The organism is Methylobacterium tardum, from assembly GCF_023546765.1.
Classification (GTDB): domain Bacteria; phylum Pseudomonadota; class Alphaproteobacteria; order Rhizobiales; family Beijerinckiaceae; genus Methylobacterium; species Methylobacterium tardum.
Genome location: NZ_CP097484.1, coordinates 3,046,656 through 3,061,832, shown reverse-complemented (window position 1 = coordinate 3,061,832; position 15,177 = coordinate 3,046,656). Strand labels below are relative to the sequence as shown.

12 protein-coding genes are annotated in these 15,177 nt (G+C 65.6%); 1 reads left to right on the top strand and 11 read right to left on the bottom strand.

The window, feature by feature from the left end; translation table 11 throughout:
- Positions 1–263: 263 nt before the first annotated feature.
- The 3 genes from M6G65_RS14650 to M6G65_RS14640 all read right to left on the bottom strand — a co-directional run bounded on the left by M6G65_RS14650 (position 264) and on the right by M6G65_RS14640 (position 3,280).
- Entirely contained in the window at positions 264–659 is a 396-nt protein-coding gene (locus M6G65_RS14650) for a hypothetical protein (RefSeq protein ID WP_238200318.1), read from the bottom strand.
- A 35-nt stretch (positions 660–694) separates the two neighbouring features.
- A complete protein-coding gene (locus M6G65_RS14645) occupies positions 695–2,314 on the bottom strand; it encodes a methyl-accepting chemotaxis protein (RefSeq protein WP_250104101.1) in 1,620 nt (539 codons plus the stop codon).
- A 624-nt stretch (positions 2,315–2,938) separates the two neighbouring features.
- The gene (locus tag M6G65_RS14640; RefSeq protein WP_238199465.1) at positions 2,939–3,280 is read right to left on the bottom strand and encodes a response regulator; all 342 of its coding nucleotides are present in this window, start codon (positions 3,278–3,280) and stop codon (positions 2,939–2,941) included.
- A gap of 234 nt (positions 3,281–3,514) precedes the next feature.
- Here M6G65_RS14640 and M6G65_RS14635 point away from each other — a divergent pair, with 234 nt between their 5' ends.
- The gene (locus M6G65_RS14635) at positions 3,515–4,744 is read left to right on the top strand and encodes a sensor histidine kinase (RefSeq protein WP_238199467.1); all 1,230 of its coding nucleotides are present in this window, start codon (positions 3,515–3,517) and stop codon (positions 4,742–4,744) included.
- A 60-nt stretch (positions 4,745–4,804) separates the two neighbouring features.
- Here the strand turns inward: M6G65_RS14635 and M6G65_RS14630 are convergent, their stop codons facing one another.
- The 8 genes from M6G65_RS14630 to M6G65_RS14595 form a co-directional block, all read right to left on the bottom strand.
- Positions 4,805–5,179: a response regulator gene (locus M6G65_RS14630; RefSeq protein WP_238199469.1), complete on the bottom strand. Its 375-nt coding sequence runs from the start codon at positions 5,177–5,179 to the stop codon at positions 4,805–4,807.
- Positions 5,180–5,755: 576 nt separating this feature from the next.
- Positions 5,756–8,125 (bottom strand): putative bifunctional diguanylate cyclase/phosphodiesterase, encoded by a 2,370-nt coding sequence (locus M6G65_RS14625; RefSeq protein ID WP_238199470.1) that lies wholly within the window; start codon positions 8,123–8,125, stop codon positions 5,756–5,758.
- Between the two features lie 80 nt (positions 8,126–8,205).
- A complete protein-coding gene (locus M6G65_RS14620) occupies positions 8,206–9,252 on the bottom strand; it encodes an HD-GYP domain-containing protein (RefSeq protein ID WP_238199471.1) in 1,047 nt (348 codons plus the stop codon).
- A gap of 197 nt (positions 9,253–9,449) precedes the next feature.
- On the bottom strand, positions 9,450–10,883 hold the full coding sequence (locus tag M6G65_RS14615) for a methyl-accepting chemotaxis protein (RefSeq protein WP_250104100.1): 1,434 nt from the start codon (positions 10,881–10,883) through the stop codon (positions 9,450–9,452).
- A 277-nt stretch (positions 10,884–11,160) separates the two neighbouring features.
- Positions 11,161–11,643 (bottom strand): PAS domain-containing protein, encoded by a 483-nt coding sequence (locus M6G65_RS14610; protein ID WP_238199473.1) that lies wholly within the window; start codon positions 11,641–11,643, stop codon positions 11,161–11,163.
- Positions 11,644–11,830: 187 nt separating this feature from the next.
- Positions 11,831–14,203: a hybrid sensor histidine kinase/response regulator gene (locus M6G65_RS14605; RefSeq protein WP_238199474.1), complete on the bottom strand. Its 2,373-nt coding sequence runs from the start codon at positions 14,201–14,203 to the stop codon at positions 11,831–11,833.
- Between the two features lie 140 nt (positions 14,204–14,343).
- Entirely contained in the window at positions 14,344–14,562 is a 219-nt protein-coding gene (locus M6G65_RS14600; RefSeq protein WP_238199494.1) for a MucR family transcriptional regulator, read from the bottom strand.
- Between the two features lie 31 nt (positions 14,563–14,593).
- A complete protein-coding gene (locus M6G65_RS14595; protein ID WP_250104099.1) occupies positions 14,594–15,139 on the bottom strand; it encodes an OmpW/AlkL family protein in 546 nt (181 codons plus the stop codon).
- Between the last annotated feature and the right edge of the window lie 38 nt (positions 15,140–15,177).

The following is a 15,177-nucleotide window of genomic DNA, read 5'->3' as shown; positions in this document are numbered from 1 at the left end:
AAGCCGGCGCGATAAGCGTAAAGCCGGCGCGAAGAGACAGGCAGGTTGAGGCCCTTTCACGGGTGACGGTCCGCCGAGCTTGGCCGCCTGTCGCGTCCCTGAGGCCGGGCGAATTCCGCAGCGTCAGTGGCACCGATTGACAGGACTGATACACTGGCTGTGAAAGCCTCGTTCGCAGGCGACGATCTCTTTGTTCGCGGCGATCACGGCCTCGATCCAGATCCCCGCCACGAGATCGGCACTCCTTCGCTGCCGCGCACGATCTAGGGCGCGGGATCGACCGCGTCCTGCGCCACTTCCGACATCCTCGTCTCGGATCCGCGATCGAGGCCACCCTGGATGACGCGCAAGACGACCTGCGGCGGGATCTCGACTGGCGCACCGCCGAACAGGCCCGTGATGAGCCTCGCGACCTCAGCGGCGGATCCGGGCGGTTCGAGTTTCTCGGCGGTCGCGAGTGCCTCCTGCTTGAGCGCCTCGGGCTCAATCAACCCGGCCTTCGTCATCTCGCGTAGCAGGAGCGCACAGACCAGCGAGTTGGCGCGCGCCTGATGGAACAGGGCCTGGAAGGCGGGTCCGGATCCCTCGATGAACCGGCTGAGGGCCTTGAGCAGGGGCTCGAGCTCGCCCTCAGTGATCGGCCGATCCGGGTCCGACATGCGCTGGTCCTCGTACACAGGGGGATCCGAAGCGCTCACAACCGGTATCGTTCGGCCAGCCCCATGAGGGCTTGAGCGAGCTCCGTCAGGTTGGCCGAGGCGGTCTCGACCTGCCGCGTGCCGGCCGCCGTCTGCTGGCTGGCCTGCCGGATGTTCTGGAGCGCGCCCATCACCTGCTCGATGCCGAGCTGCTGCTGGTTCGCCGACGCGATGATCTGCTGGAAGACCTGAGCGCCCTCTTCGACCTTCGCGGTGATCTCCTCGATGGTCCGCTGCGTCGTGTCCGAGCGCGTCTTGCCGGCGGCGGCGCGCTTGACCGCCTCCTCGGTGAGCATCACCGACGTGTTGATGCCCCGCTGGATCTCGCCCAGGATCCCGCGCACCTGGCCGGTCGCCGCCTTCGCCTGGTCGGCCAGCAGCTTCATCTCCGAGGCCACCACCGCGAAGCTGCGCCCGCTCTCGCCGGCCGCCGCCGCCTCGATCGCGGCGTTGAGCGCCAAGAGGTGCGTGCGCTCCGAGATGTCGTTGACCGTCTCGATGATGTCGCCGATCGTCTGGGTCTTCTCCGACAGGCTGACGATGTTGCCGGCCACCGCCTCGGCCTGCTCGCGGATCGCGTCCATGGCTTTGGCAGTGTCCGAGACGGCGCGCAGCCCCTGCCGGGAGGTCTGGGCGGTGGCCTGGGCGGTGGCGATCACCTCGGTGGCGCGCTTGCTGATCTGCGCGCCCGAATGGGTGATCTCGTCGACCGTGGCGGCGGTCTCCTGCACGGCGGCGAATTGCTGCTCCACCGAGGCGGCCTGCTCCTGGGCCGAGGCGCGGATCTCGGCCGCGGCCGCACTCAGGTCGGCGGTGGCGGCCCGGTTGGTCGTGGCGAGGTCGGTGAGGCTCGCGACCATCCCGTTCAGCGTCGTACCCAGGCGACCGATCTCGTTGCGCCCGGTCGCGGGGATCCGGCCGGTGAGGTCGCCCGCGCCGATCTGTCCGACGAAGGTCATCACTCTCAGGATGGGCCGGACGATCAGGCGGTTGATAGCGATGCCGATCGCGAGGCAGATCAGCAGCGTCAGCGCGGTGCCGATCCACAAGGTGAGGCCCGCGGTGTGCTGAGCCTGCGCGAGGCGCGTGTTCTGAGCGATCCTGTCGGCCTCTTCCAAGGCCTCAATCGCCGTGAGCCGCTGGCGGAAGGTGTCGAACAGCTGCTTGCCCTTGCCGTCCGCCTCGAGTTCGACCGCACCGGGCCGGGTTGCCGGATCGGCCGCGCGATGGACGGCGGGCTCACCGACCTCGGTCTGCCAAGTTCGGGCGGCTGTAACAGCCTCACTGAGCAAGTGGGCGGGCTCCGGATCATTGCCGATCAGGGCGGTGAGGCGGCCGACTGCGTCGTCGAGGCCCGGACGACCGGCCCGGTAGGGTTCAAGGCTGCTGTCGCGTCCGGTCAGCAGATAGCCGCGTAAGCCCGTCTCCTGGTTGAGCATGGCCGCGCGCAGATCGCCGAGGCCGCGAATGACTTGGCTCGCGCGCGTGCGCGCCTCGCTCGCCTCGTCTAGGTGGCTGAGCGTGACCTGGACAGCACCGCTGCTCAGAAGTGAGACCAACGCAATGATGCCGATGGCTCCGCCCAGCGAGCGGTTGAGACCGAACGTGTTTGGCATACCCGCTCTTCCTGCTTGACTGGGGCTTGGTCCGAACGCCCAGCAGCCGGGCTCTAGCGATACGGGGTACCCAGAGGCAATCGCCGCGCCGGTAGAGGACCTGAAACCCACGTTCTTCCACGAAGAGGGCCGAGCGCTTTGCAGCGCAGTGCCGTTCGGCTTAACCTCCCCACTGCGGGTGTAGGCGAGCGCAAAGCAGGTTTCGATGGCGCTATCGCCTATTTCGTCCGTGGAGCGATCGCGTCCTGGAGGTGACAAGCTCGCCGTGACTGAGGGCGAGACGCGTCCGCGTGAGCTGGCCCCGGAGGACCGGACACCGCCGGGCCTGGATGAGCATCTCGCGCGTGAATGCGTGCGGGGTCTCGTGCGGTCAGCCGCCGCTCGGGGGCCGATCCGGCGACGCGCCTTCGCGATTTCCGCACGCTCCAACACGGTCTTATTGCGAGGTCCCGAGATCCCGCGACGGTTAGGACCGCTGAGCAACTCGTGTGCGCGGTCGATCTGGTCTTGAAGGATTGGATTGCCCCGAAGTCGTAGACGGCCCAGTCACCTGCGCGCATCTTGGGACCGAATTTGGGGCTCCTGTTCGAGAGCCACCCCGGCTACCGGCTTAATCCGGAGCGATCACTCGGGCTGCTCCGAGCGACACAGCACACCGATGTGACGGACAAGTTCTGCGATGGTGCAGGGCTTTTCCAGACGCGGCACGTCCGCGTAGGCAGCCGGTATTACGTCGCTGCTGTAGCCCGTGATGAACACAAATGGGATGCTTTTTGTCCTCAGCGCCTGGGCGACTTCGAAAGTCATACCGTCCAGCAATCCGACGTCGAGCGCGGCGAGGTCAAATCCGCCCCCGATGACTTTTTCAATGGCGTCCTCTGCCGACGCGACGAGGCCGACCACCTCGGCACCAAGCGTTTTCAAGGACCCTGCAAGATCGCTGGCGATGAAATAGTCGTCCTCCACGATGAGGATGCGACGTCCGCCGAGAGGCCGGTCTTGCATAGCTATAGCCGCCCCCGAGTCGGAACGCATCGGCCAACAACCCGAAGACCTGCCATAGGTTCTCATCGAATTTATGGGCGGACACCCTCTGGCCGACCTGCCGATCTCGCTTTCAAAGTGTGTTGCTCACAACCTATAGGCTGGAACGGCCAAGCCAACCCGCGACTGCGGTTCGTACCACAAGAAAGTAGGGCTATGCACGACGACCACGCAACCGCTCCGGCTGTTGCACCGGAGCAGGGCGGCGGGGCCGCCGAGGAACTCGCCTACCGATTGCGCCAGCAGCAGCTCACCGCCGAGTTCGGGCACTTCGCCCTGCGGACGCACGACACCGCCGCTTTGTTACAGGAGGCAACGCGGGTGTGCGCCATCGGCCTGCACAGCGAGTACTGCAAGGCGATGGAGTACCTGCCGAACGAGCAGCAGTTCATTGTGCGCGCCGGTGTCGGCTGGAAACCCGGTGTGGTTGGACATGCGCGGGCCGGGGCCGATACGGGCAGCCCGGCAGGGTACGCGTTCCAGACTGGCGAGCCGGTGATCTCCAACCACCTCAAAGCGGAGACCCGCTTCCGTACCCCAAAAATTCTGATCGAGCACGGCGTCAAGCGGGCGATTAACGTGCTGATTCAGGGCGAGGGCGAGCGGTTCGGCGTGCTTGAGGTGGACAGCCCAACCGAGGGCCGGTTCACGAACGCCGATCTCGCGTTCATGCAGGGGTTTGCCAACCTGCTCGGGGTCGCAATCGAGCGGCAACAGGTCGAGGAGGCGCTTCGAGCCAGCGAAACCCTCCTGGAGCAGGCTCTGGCACACAAGGAGGTGCTGACGCGCGAGATCAGCCACCGGGTCAAGAACAGTCTGACCATCGTGGCGGGCCTGCTCTCGATGCAGAGCCGCATGTCGGACAATCCGGACCTGACCCGGGCGCTCGCGGACGCGCAGACGCGCGTGCAGACCATCGCCAGCGTCCACGACCGGTTGTGGCGCAACGACGAGGTGCACACGGTCAACCTGGCGGAGTTCATGGGCGAGCTGTGCGAACAGCTCCGTTCGTCGGCCGGGCCGAAGCAGAGGCTCACGGGCGACTTCACGCCGGTCACCATCGCGACCGATCAGGCGGTGCCCTTAGGCTTGCTCATCAACGAGCTGGTCACGAACGCGCTCAAGTACGCTTACCCCGACAGGGCTGGCGACGTGCACATCTCGATCCGACCGGATGAGGCCGGGCACCTGCGCCTGACCGTCTGCGACCAGGGCGCGGGTCTACCGCCCGACTTCGACGCCGCGCGATCCAAGAGCCTTGGCATGAAGCTGATCGCCAGCCTCGGCCGCCAGCTCGGCGGCCGTCCGGAATGGCAGAGCGCCGATCCCGGCACCCGCTTCGTGCTGGACTTCTTTCCGCAGCACACCTCGGCAGCAGGTGCCTGACTTGCAGCCCTGCGAGGGAGGCGGCGTCCGCTCATCGCGGTGAGCCCCTCCCGGACCTGCTCAGGCCGCTTGTGCAATCGCGCTCACCAAGTCACCGTGATGGTAGGGCTTCTGCACGAACTGCCCGTTGTCGGGGAGTTCGTGAGTGCTGAGGCCGCAGCGCCCGGAGGTCACGACCAAGCGAATGTGCGGCCAACGCTCGGCCACGCGTGCCGCAAGGGCGAGCCCGTCCATATGGCCCGGCATGTTCACGTCGGTGAACAGCACACCGATGTCGCTGCGGCTCTCAAGGAGGGGCCATGCGTCATCGGCGGTCGCTACCTCAAGCACCGTGTAACCCTCATCCTGCAACATATCAGCGGCAATCATGCGGATGAGGTCTTCATCTTCGACAACTAATACGACGGAGAGCGCGAGGGGCGGGCAGGAGAACATGGATCTTTAACATGCGTTGCGCTCGCGGGTTTCAGCTTGGCAGCGAAGGAAATTGCCGTCTGCGGCACCAGCACACGGTGTGCTCTCCACCAGGATCCGGATCATCTCGGACCGGCTATGGAGAATTGCCGCAGGCCGTTCACCAACGAGGGCTTTCCAGGCGTTCAAGAATTCCGCCTCTGGCATGCTGTCGAGCCGACCCTCCTGCTGCGACACAGGTTCGATCAGCGGGCTACGTTCGTTGAGCAGCTGCAAGATACGCGGACGCCGCGCGCTGCGTTGCGCTGCGGCGCAATCACGGTCAACGTGTCATGAACACGGCTGCCGAAACGGTTGTTGTGCCGGAGCGGCCTACGCTGAGGTCGATGGAGCCTATACGACACAAGCCTTCTCGGCCTGTAGCTGCATCGACGGCCCGAAGTATCGAGTGGGACTTGCGATCAGGTGATGGACGTGAGGCGGGTGTGGCGAGGAACACGCTCGAAATCAAATTGTCGCGCGAAACATCGTCCGTCTCGGATGTGAGACGCTGTGCCTGTACGGGTATGGAAGCCCCGCCTTCTGGGCGGGGAGACATCACGCTTGAGCAACTGCGCGGGGTGGTCGGCCCGTCTGCTCCGGTGCCAAGCTGCTGCCGAACCGGAGGTCTCCGGCTGGCTTAGGACGACTGTAGAGGTAGCCCTGCAGTTCCTCACAGCCGCTCTGCCGCAGACGCTCGGCCTGCTCACAGGTCTCGACACCTTCCGCCGTCACTGACATGCCGAGCCCAAGGGCCATATCGCGGATCGCTTGCACGATGACCTGATTGTCCCGGCGTGTCGTCAGTTCCTGCACGAAGGAACGGTCGATCTTGACCTTGTCAAAGGGGAAGCTACGCAGATAGCTCAGCGACGAGTAGCCGGTGCCGAAATCGTCGAGCGCGACGCGGACGCCCAGCGCTCGAATCTGCCTCAGCGTGTCCAGCGCGACCTCGACATCGTCGATGAGCACGGTCTCGGTCACCTCGATCTCCAGGCGCGAGGGCGACAGCCCCGCACGCGTGAGCGCCGTCAGGATCGTGTGCGGCAGCTCGCGATTGCGGAACTGCACGGGCGAGATGTTGACGGAGACACGTTGCTCTGCCGGCCAGCGGACGGCAGCGCGGCAAGCCTCCTCCAGGATCCAGGCTCCGATGGGCACGATGAGGCCGCTCTGCTCGGCGACCGGGATGAACTCGGCAGGCGCGATCATCCCGCTCTCGGGATGTTGCCAGCGCAGCAGCGCCTCGCAGCCGCTCACCTCGCCGGATCGGGCGCTGACATAGGGCTGGTAGTGCAGCACGAGCTCCTCCCGCGCGAGCGCCGAGCGGAGGTCCTGCACGAGACGCTGCCGCTCCTGCAGACGCCGATCCATCTCTGGCGCGAAGAACCGGAAGGTGCCCCGCCCGTCGCCCTTGGCCCGGTACAGCGCAGCGTCGGCGTTCTTAATCAGTGCGGAGGCGGTTTCGCCATCCGTCGGAGCGAACGCGATGCCGATGCTGACGCCGACCGCCACGTCGTCGCCCGCAATCAGGAACGGTGCGCTGAGAGCGCGGATGATGTGCTGTGCCAGCGCCTCGACCCCGGCCTGATCGGTGTAGGTCGCATCCAGAATGACAAATTCGTCGCCGCCGAAGCGAGCGACCTGATCACCGCCCTCGACCACAGCGCGCAGGCGCTGCGCGACAGCCACCAACAGCGCGTCGCCGGCCGGATGACCGTAGCGGTCGTTCACGCCCTTGAAGCCGTCGAGGTCCAGGCTGAGCACCGCAACGCGCGCGGTCCCGCGCCGGAGCGCTTGGTCGAGGCCCTCACAGAAGAGCGTGCGGTTCGGCAACTCCGTCAGTGCGTCGTGGTGGGCGAGATAGGCGATCCGCGCTTCGGCCTGCTTGGCCGGCGTGATGTCCGCACAGACACCGCGATAGCCCAGGAACGAACCCTGCCCATCGTGGAGCGGCCGGCCTGAGAGCGCCCACCAGCGCTGCGCGCCACCGATGCTGAAGGGCACGACGATGTCGCGGAACGCCTCGCGTGCAGCAGCGCTGTCCCGGAGCGTTCGGCGAGCCTCCACGTTTCCCGAGACGGCCTCATCAATGAGAAGCTGTCCCAGGATGACGTCCTGGATACCGTCGGCGGGTCGTCCGAGAGCCTGCGCAAAGCGCGCGCTCGGATTCTGGTACCGCAGATCCGCGTCCGTCTCCCAGAGCCAGTCGCTGGTCTGGTCTTCGTAGTCCTTGAGTAGCAGGCCGATCGTCGCCCCCTGCTCCTCCAGCTCGACTTGCTGCCGCTGGCTAGCCGTGAACAGCTCGGACTGCCGCTTGGCTGTTCGCAGGACCGTCGCGCCCCCGGCCACGAACAGGAAGGCCACGAACAGGGTGTACGCGTTGCACCCGCTCGCGAGCAGGCCCGCGATGGTGAGCGCGCTGACCAGCCCGACATAGGTGACGGCGGCGCTTAGCACGGGAGCCAGGATAAGGCCGCCCGCCCACAGCATACCGGTGAGGAAGCAGATCACACAGCTGACCTGGGCTCCCGTCACCTGCGTCAACAGCCAAGCCGGGACGCCGACGAAGAGCGCGGCCATGATCGCGGCCTGTCGGACGCGTTTCTGGTCGAAGCGGGGAGAGGCGTAGGCGCGTGGCTGTTGCGCGTTCGTACGCAACGCCATCACCAACCGAGCGGTGGAGAGGCCCACGATGAGCGCACACCATGGGATCAGGACGGCGGGCTGAACCTGCCAGAGCAGAAGCGTCAGCGTTCCCGCGCACGCGATGTTGGCTAGCATCATCGCAGGCACGAGCTGGTCGATGGCCTCGTGTCGGCGCGCCCTGATGCGGCCAAGTCTCATCTCGTCGGCAGACAGCCTCGCCTTTTGAGACCGGCTGGCGACAGATGTGACGCTCGTTTTTTCGGCCCGCGATTTCATCATAGTTCTCGGTCGTCCGAGCCGTGAAGCGGCATGCACAGCAACTAGCGTAGTAAAAGCTGACCTCGTTAAGAATGGCTGTATTAGCTTGTGTTGCTGTATGCTCTCGCAACAGGCTTGAAGGCGCGAACGAGGTCGCGATCGAGGCGGTCTCCCATGCCCTCCAGAATGCCGTAAGCTTCGGTTCCGCCCGTCGGAGCACGATACGGCCGCCGCTCGATCAGGGCACCGTAGATGTCGCAGACGGTTACCAAGCGTACGAGATCCGGGATTTCCCGGCCTCTGAGCCGATCTGGGTAACCCGATCCGTCGAGCAACTCATGATGCGAGCGCACGACCGCCAGCATCGCGTCCTCGAAGCCGGCTCCGGCCAGCATGGCATGGCCGCGAGTGGGGTGGGTCCGCATAACCGCCATTTCGGCCTCGTTGAGCTTGCTCCGCTTATTCAGGATGGCGGACGGAACACAGATCTTGCCGACATCGTGGAGCAGCGCGGCTTTGGCGAGTTGGTGCCGATCAAGTTCGCTCAGCCCAAGTGTGCCCGAGAACGCGACGGCGAGACCAGCCACGAGCAGGCAGTGCTGGTGCGTAGCATCGTCGAAGCGACGCACAGCACGCACCCAATCGCGGATCCCGCTCGCGCGAACTGCACTGGACACGATCTCCGTGCCGCTGTCGGCGAGCACCGGCGTCACCGCACGGCCAGGCACGAACGTCTCGCTTAGGAATCGACGCGCGCTCTCCGCCTGCCGCTGCGTCGCCGGTGCGACCGCCTCAGCGTGCTCCTGAAGACAGACCAGGGCCTGTATGAGGAGGCGCGTTGCGGCGGTGGCGCTGAGGGTGCCGGAGGCACCGAGTAGGTCCGCTTGAACGTGGGCGCGTGCGCTGTTCTCGTGCAAGAGGCAGAGGAAGGTGGTGTCGGCACTGCGCACGCTCTTCAGCACGCCGCGAAGGCGCAGGATCGCCTCGGACGTGAACGCCTTCACGTCGCTTATGATCAGCTCCGCTCCCGAAGCCGGTACACCGTCCTCGTAGAGATCGTGGACGCGGCAGGCCCTGAACGCACCGAGGTCGCGCGCGAGGCGCTCACCGCGACGGAGATCGTCCGTGATCAGCAGAAGCTCGCCCATTCGCACCAATCTCGCCGCTTGATGTCCCCCGACACCGACGTCACGCCCAACTTGGCACGGCCTCGCCGATCTGCTCGGCCAAGCGGATCAGCAGATTGGTCCCAGTCAGAGCACGGCATGCTGCCGCCTCGAGGTGCACCAGGGGCACGAACACCTGTCATCCTGGACTTCTCTGCCTACCGTGACCGGTGTGCGCCTCAGGCGATCGCCCTTGCCGCCTCACGAACCTGCCGCGAAGCCACGTCGACGCGTTCACCGGACTTCATAACAGCCTCGATGGTGCCTGCGATGAGCGTCGAGCCATGCGCCGCCGTGTGCATGCTGCCTGACATGTCGCGCACGACCGCCGATTGCTCCTCGACGGCGGCTGCGATCGCGGTCGAGACCTCATCGAGAGCGCGGATCGTCCCCTGGATCGAGCCGATCGCGTCCACGGCCTCTCGCGTCGCGGCCTGGGTGGCGGTGATCTGCCCACGGATCTGGTCGGTCGCCTTCGCCGTCTGCTCGGCCAGCGCCTTCACCTCCGAGGCAACAACCGCGAAGCCTTTACCGGCCGCACCCGCGCGCGCCGCTTCGATGGTGGCATTTAGCGCCAGCAGATTGGTCTGCCCGGCGATGCCTTGGATCAGGGCGACGACGTCGCCGATTTGCGCGGCCTGACCGCTCAGTCCCTCGACGATGCTGCCGGTGCGCCGGGCCTGATCGACCGCCGCACTCGCCATCTGAGCAGCGTGGCTGACCTGTTGGCTGATCTCGCCGACAGAAGCCGATAACTCCTCCGCGCCTGCGGCGACGATTTGAATGTCGTTGGAGACACAGCTCACCGTACCGGCTGCCTCGGCTGTCTGACGTGTGACGTCGGTAGCAGCGGCGGTAATGATGTCGAGATCGGCGCTGATCTCCCGCTGAACGGCTTCGCGGCGATGCCGCTCTAGCACCTCCGCGGTGATGTCGGTCGCGAACTTCACGACCTTGCGCACGCGACCGTCCGGATTGGTGATCGGGTTGTAGGTCGCTCGGACGAAGACTTCGCGTCCGCCCTTGGCGACGCGCCGGAACTCAGCCGACTGGAACTCGCCGCGAGCGAGCGCCGCCCAGAACGCCAGGTAAGCCGGGCTGGCACGCTCGGCCGGATCGGCGAATACGCTGTGATGGCGATCCCGGATTTCAGCGAGGTCGTACCCCATTGCCGTGAGGAAGTTCTGGTTCGCGTCGGCGATGGTGCCATCTGGCGCGAAGGCGATGACCGCCTGCGAGCGATGCAAGGCGGCGATCTGACCCTCGAGGTCGATGCTGCGCAGCTTCTGCTCCGTGATGTCGGTGGCGAGCTTGACGACCTTCACAGGCCGTCCTGCTGCGTCGATCACAGGGTTGTAGGTGGCCTGAATCCAGACCTCGCGGCCGCCCTTGGCGCGACGCCGGTACTCGGCCGCCTGGAACTGACCGGCTCGCAACGTTGTCCAGAACGCAGCGTACTCGGCGCTGTCAGCTGTCGCGCGCTCGACGAACAGGTTGTGGTGACGCCCGCGGATCTCGTCCAGGGTATAGCCCATGACATCGAGGAAGTTCTGGTTGGCGTCGAGCACGGTGCCGTCGAGCGCGAACTCGATGATGGCAAGCGATCGGCTCATTGCGGCGAGCCTAGCCTCGCGATCTGCATGTGACCGCCCGCTGCTGAACATGGCCGCTACTCCCGAATACGCAGCAACTCTGCATCGATCTTTGCAATCGGACTTGATCGAAGAGCCGGAGATCCTGGCCAGACGCCTGCCGACGATTAACAATTATCAGCCAAAAAGCTTACTTAAATCTTGCTAATCGCCGTTCTAATGAACATATGCGCCTGATAACATAGATTGCACAACCAGAACGCGAGTATAGCTGCGTGTTTCTGTGGACTGCGCTGAGCTAAATGGCCTCGAAGACGCCAAGCGCTCGCAGCGCGTCCGTTAACAGATCCTGACTTACGCTTGCGGGTTCGTAGCGCCCCGCTACTCCCGTCGAGACAGGCCGGCCAATCCGCCGTACGACCTCGCGCTCGAACGCGACGAAGCAGTCGATCCGCCCATGAGCGTCGTAGAAGGGGCGGCAATCGACTTCGGCGCGGTACTTGGTGCCGTCGGCGCGGTAATTGGTCAGATAGCCGTGGAAGCGCTGGCCCGCCGCGAGCGCGTGGCGATAGGCATCGAGAACAGCCCTGCGTGTTTCCTTGCCCTGCATGAAGCGGGGACTCAAGCCGACGATCTCATCCGGATCCCGTCCAACAAGGCGTCCGAACGCGGGATTGGCGTAGAGGATGGTCGGTCCGGGCTGATCGATCCTCGCATCTGTGACGACGATGCCGACGAGCGCGTCTCGAGCCAGGGCGCGGATCAGTTCCAGAGCGGTCATCGTGATAGCGTGCGCAACGCACGAGCATCCAGCCGCCGTGCGGCCGGTCGCGGCAAAGCGTGGCTATGTTGTCGCAGCCTCTTGGACCAGAAGCCAGGGGGTTGTCGCGCGGGGCCGGTATGAGGTTGTGCTCTGGAACCACGAGCGATCTCCCCGATGTCCGGTGTCGCTCTCCTGCTCGTGGGCGCTACGCTGCAGCCGACGCTTGCCCGCGGGCCACAGCAAGGCTGCGCTCGATGACAGCGCGCAGTTGAGCGCGATCGAACGGCTTGCTGATGTGCCCGTTTGCCCCTGCAGCCCGCAACTCTGCCACCTGTTCCGGTAGCACGTGCGCGGTCATCGCGACGATCGGCACGTCGCGCGCCGCACCGTCGAGTCCACGGATGCATCGCATCGCTGTACGACCGTCCATCACCGGCATCTCGACGTCCATCTGCACGAGGTCGTAGGTGCGAGTCTGGACCAAGGTCACGGCCTCTTGACCATTACAGGCCACATCGACGCGGTAGCCCACCGCTTCGAGCACCATCTGAGCGATTTCGCGATTGATCGCGGTGTCCTCCACCAACAGCAGGCGCGCGGGCGTGAAAGCGTCCGAACCGGAAGGAACGACGGCTTGCGCTGGCCCGGTGACTGGCTCGACCTCAGGTGCGCTCGGAAGCTTGAGGCGGAACCAGAAAGTCGAGCCGGCACCGTCCTGGCTCTCCAGACCCATCGCTCCGCCCATCGCCTCGATCAGCCCCTTCGCGATGGCCAAGCCTAGACCCGTGCCGCCGAACCGGCGCGTGGTGCTGCTGTCGGCCTGGACGAAGCGCGTGAACAGCCGCGCCTGCGCCTCGACCGGGATGCCGATGCCGGTGTCACGCACGGTGACCCGCAATGCGATGCCGTCATGTTCTGCTACCTGGGTGAGCGCGACCGTGACCGAACCCTGCGCCGTGAACTTTACGGCGTTGTTGACGAGGTTGAGCAGCACTTGGCGCAAGCGGGTGACGTCGCCGACGACGCGGTGGTCCTCTGGTCCCTCTTCGATCCGCAGGTCCAGGCCCTTGCGCTCAGCGCTGCCGCGAACCAGAGCCAGCGTGTCCTCGACAAAGGAGCGGGGTCTGAACGGCGCGGCCTCCAGCGTTATGCTGTCGGCCTCGATGCGGGCGAAGTCGAGGATGTCGTTGACCACGCTGGTCAGAACCTCACAGCCGACGCGCATCTGATCGACGCAGCGCCGCTGAGCGGGGCTAAGGCCAGTGTCGTCAGCGAGCAAGTCACCGAAGCCCACGATGGCGTTCAGCGGCGTGCGGACCTCGTGACTCATCGTAGCGAGAAACTCGCTCTTGGCGCGCTCGCCGGCTTCCGCGTGCGCCTGGGCTGCTTCCGCCCGTCCACAGGCCTCGGTGAGTTCCGCAGTGCGCTCGAGGACGCGCCGCTCCAAGTCGGCGTTGGCCCCGGCCAAGGCTCGATCGCGCTCGCCCAGGCGCGCGAGGAGCCCGGTGAGAGCGCCGGTCAGTTCAGCGATCTCAACGTACCCGCGCGGTGCCGGCAGGCGGGCACCGTCGGGGGCGTGCCCGATGCCGCTGGCGGCCGTCGCGAGCTTCCGCAGCGGACCGGCGAGGTGCTCGGCTGCCCACCAGCCCAGCAGCGCGAACAGAAGCGCGAAGACTGCGCCACCGAGGATCAGTTGGTTGAGGATCGGGCCGGAGATCGTCTGGGCGATCTCGACAGGCTGGCGGACCACGATGGTCCAGGGCAGCGTCGGTTGCTCGGCGGTACCCTGCGCGCGGCTCGCCCCGGTGAAATACTCGTGCCCATCCGGCCACGGACCGCGCGCACTGGCCCGCTCGGCCCCGGCCGCGAGTGCCGCGAGCGCGGGCAAATCGGCCTGGAGGCGCTCGCCGTCCTGGTCACCCGGCCCGAGCACCACGGTGCCGTCACTGGCGAGGATCATGGCCGAGACGCTCGGATCGCGTGCGAGCGCTGAGGCTATGGCAGCGCGGCTGATCTCGCGCATCCACCGGACGCTCAGGTGACCGCCCACAACCCCGACGGTACCTCCAGACGCGTCGCGCATTGGCGCAGCGACATCGACGAAGCGCTTGGGCTCGCCGTAGGGCAGTGCGGGGAGTTTCTGGGCCAGCAGCGCCGCCTCGTGCACGTCGACTACGACGGGATGATAGAGACCCGCGCGAAACCACGGCCGCGCGGTGACGCTCTCGCCCTCCAGCAGCCCGCCGGTGCTGGCGATCACAAAGCCTCGGCGATCGGTGAAGCCGATCCAAGCGTAGGCGGGGTAGCTCTGACGCATGGCATCGACCCACGCGCGGCGCGCGTCCGCGGTCGCCGCCGTCGTCTGTGCGACAGAGGATAGAACGGCCATGTCGCCCAGGCGCTCGGCGATGTTGGCGTCGATAGTCTGGCGCAGGTGGTCGGCCAGGTCTGCCATGCGCGCTTCGGCGCGGATCTGAACGCGAACCGCGACGAAGCGAGAGACCAAGACCGTGCCAGCGAAGGTCACGATCAGCGCGCAGGCGGCAAAGACGAGGGCGAGAAGCGTGCGCAGCCGCATGTCAGCACTCAGGCTAAGGATTGCGGCCTTATAGCTCGAACATCTTACGCAAAATGGACGCGTGGTCGGCCCAACGAGGTAGAAGCGGGTCCGCGCCCGACGCACGATCCCGTATGCAATGTTCGAAGTGCAATGAGGTTCTAGGCTGCGCGGCGACCCCGGGCCGGCTCGCAATCTGCCGGCGCGCCAGGGCGGCCGAGGCCGATCGCCTTCGTCGGGGCTGAGCGCTGGGCGGCGTAGTTTGCCACGATTAGGGGATAGTTGGCTGGAACGCTGTAGCGCTCGCGGTAGGTGCGCGGGTCGAGCCCGTGACCAGCCGGGTGGCGCTTGAGCGTCTTGTATGCTCGATCGTTCGTAATGTCCCGCCCAAGTCTAGTGCTGCGATGAACCTTAAAAACGGTAGGTTAGCCCGGAGTGGAGAACTACTGGATCCAAGCTTACGCTTGAGTGCGCCGGCAATCCGGTTAAGTAACCCCTGGTATTTGTTGCAATGAAGCCTTTCTTGGCATCAAAGAACACGCCCCAATGTGCATCTAGCATGAGGTCGAATCCCGCCTGGAGCACGACCCCGACTGCCTCTTCCGTCCGATAGCGACGGAGAAGCCGATCCTCGTCGCTGAAAACCACGAGGGCAGAAACACCTGCGCCGATGTAGGGCTGAAATGCGCCGAGTTCGCCGAAGTGATAGTGCACAGTTGCAGCAATGGGGCCACCCTGCGTCTTTCCGATAGCACCTAAGCCACTCAATGTGCCGGCTGCCTCGACCTTTGATATGGGTGGGACGCCACCGCTCACGGACACGGCGATATTGGCAGCTATGAAGTAGCCCGCCTCGACAGCGAAAGTGGCCCGATCCGCGATTTTGACTGCAGCCCCGGGTATCGGCGCACTGGCGACGCTGATGTGTGCGCGCGGGTCGTTGAAGATCCCCGCCACGCCAACATGCAAATAGAAGGGCTGCGGCCCAAGTACCG

Coding starts and splice junctions, on each gene's coding strand:
- M6G65_RS14650 (WP_238200318.1), bottom strand. CDS start 659: ATGTCGGACCCGGATCGGCCGATCACTGAGGGCGAGCTCGAGCCCCTG.
- M6G65_RS14645 (WP_250104101.1), bottom strand. CDS start 2,314: ATGCCAAACACGTTCGGTCTCAACCGCTCGCTGGGCGGAGCCATCGGC.
- M6G65_RS14635 (WP_238199467.1), top strand. CDS start 3,515: ATGCACGACGACCACGCAACCGCTCCGGCTGTTGCACCGGAGCAGGGC.
- M6G65_RS14630 (WP_238199469.1), bottom strand. CDS start 5,179: ATGTTCTCCTGCCCGCCCCTCGCGCTCTCCGTCGTATTAGTTGTCGAA.
- M6G65_RS14625 (WP_238199470.1), bottom strand. CDS start 8,125: ATGATGAAATCGCGGGCCGAAAAAACGAGCGTCACATCTGTCGCCAGC.
- M6G65_RS14620 (WP_238199471.1), bottom strand. CDS start 9,252: ATGGGCGAGCTTCTGCTGATCACGGACGATCTCCGTCGCGGTGAGCGC.
- M6G65_RS14615 (WP_250104100.1), bottom strand. CDS start 10,883: ATGAGCCGATCGCTTGCCATCATCGAGTTCGCGCTCGACGGCACCGTG.
- M6G65_RS14610 (WP_238199473.1), bottom strand. CDS start 11,643: ATGACCGCTCTGGAACTGATCCGCGCCCTGGCTCGAGACGCGCTCGTC.
- M6G65_RS14605 (WP_238199474.1), bottom strand. CDS start 14,203: ATGCGGCTGCGCACGCTTCTCGCCCTCGTCTTTGCCGCCTGCGCGCTG.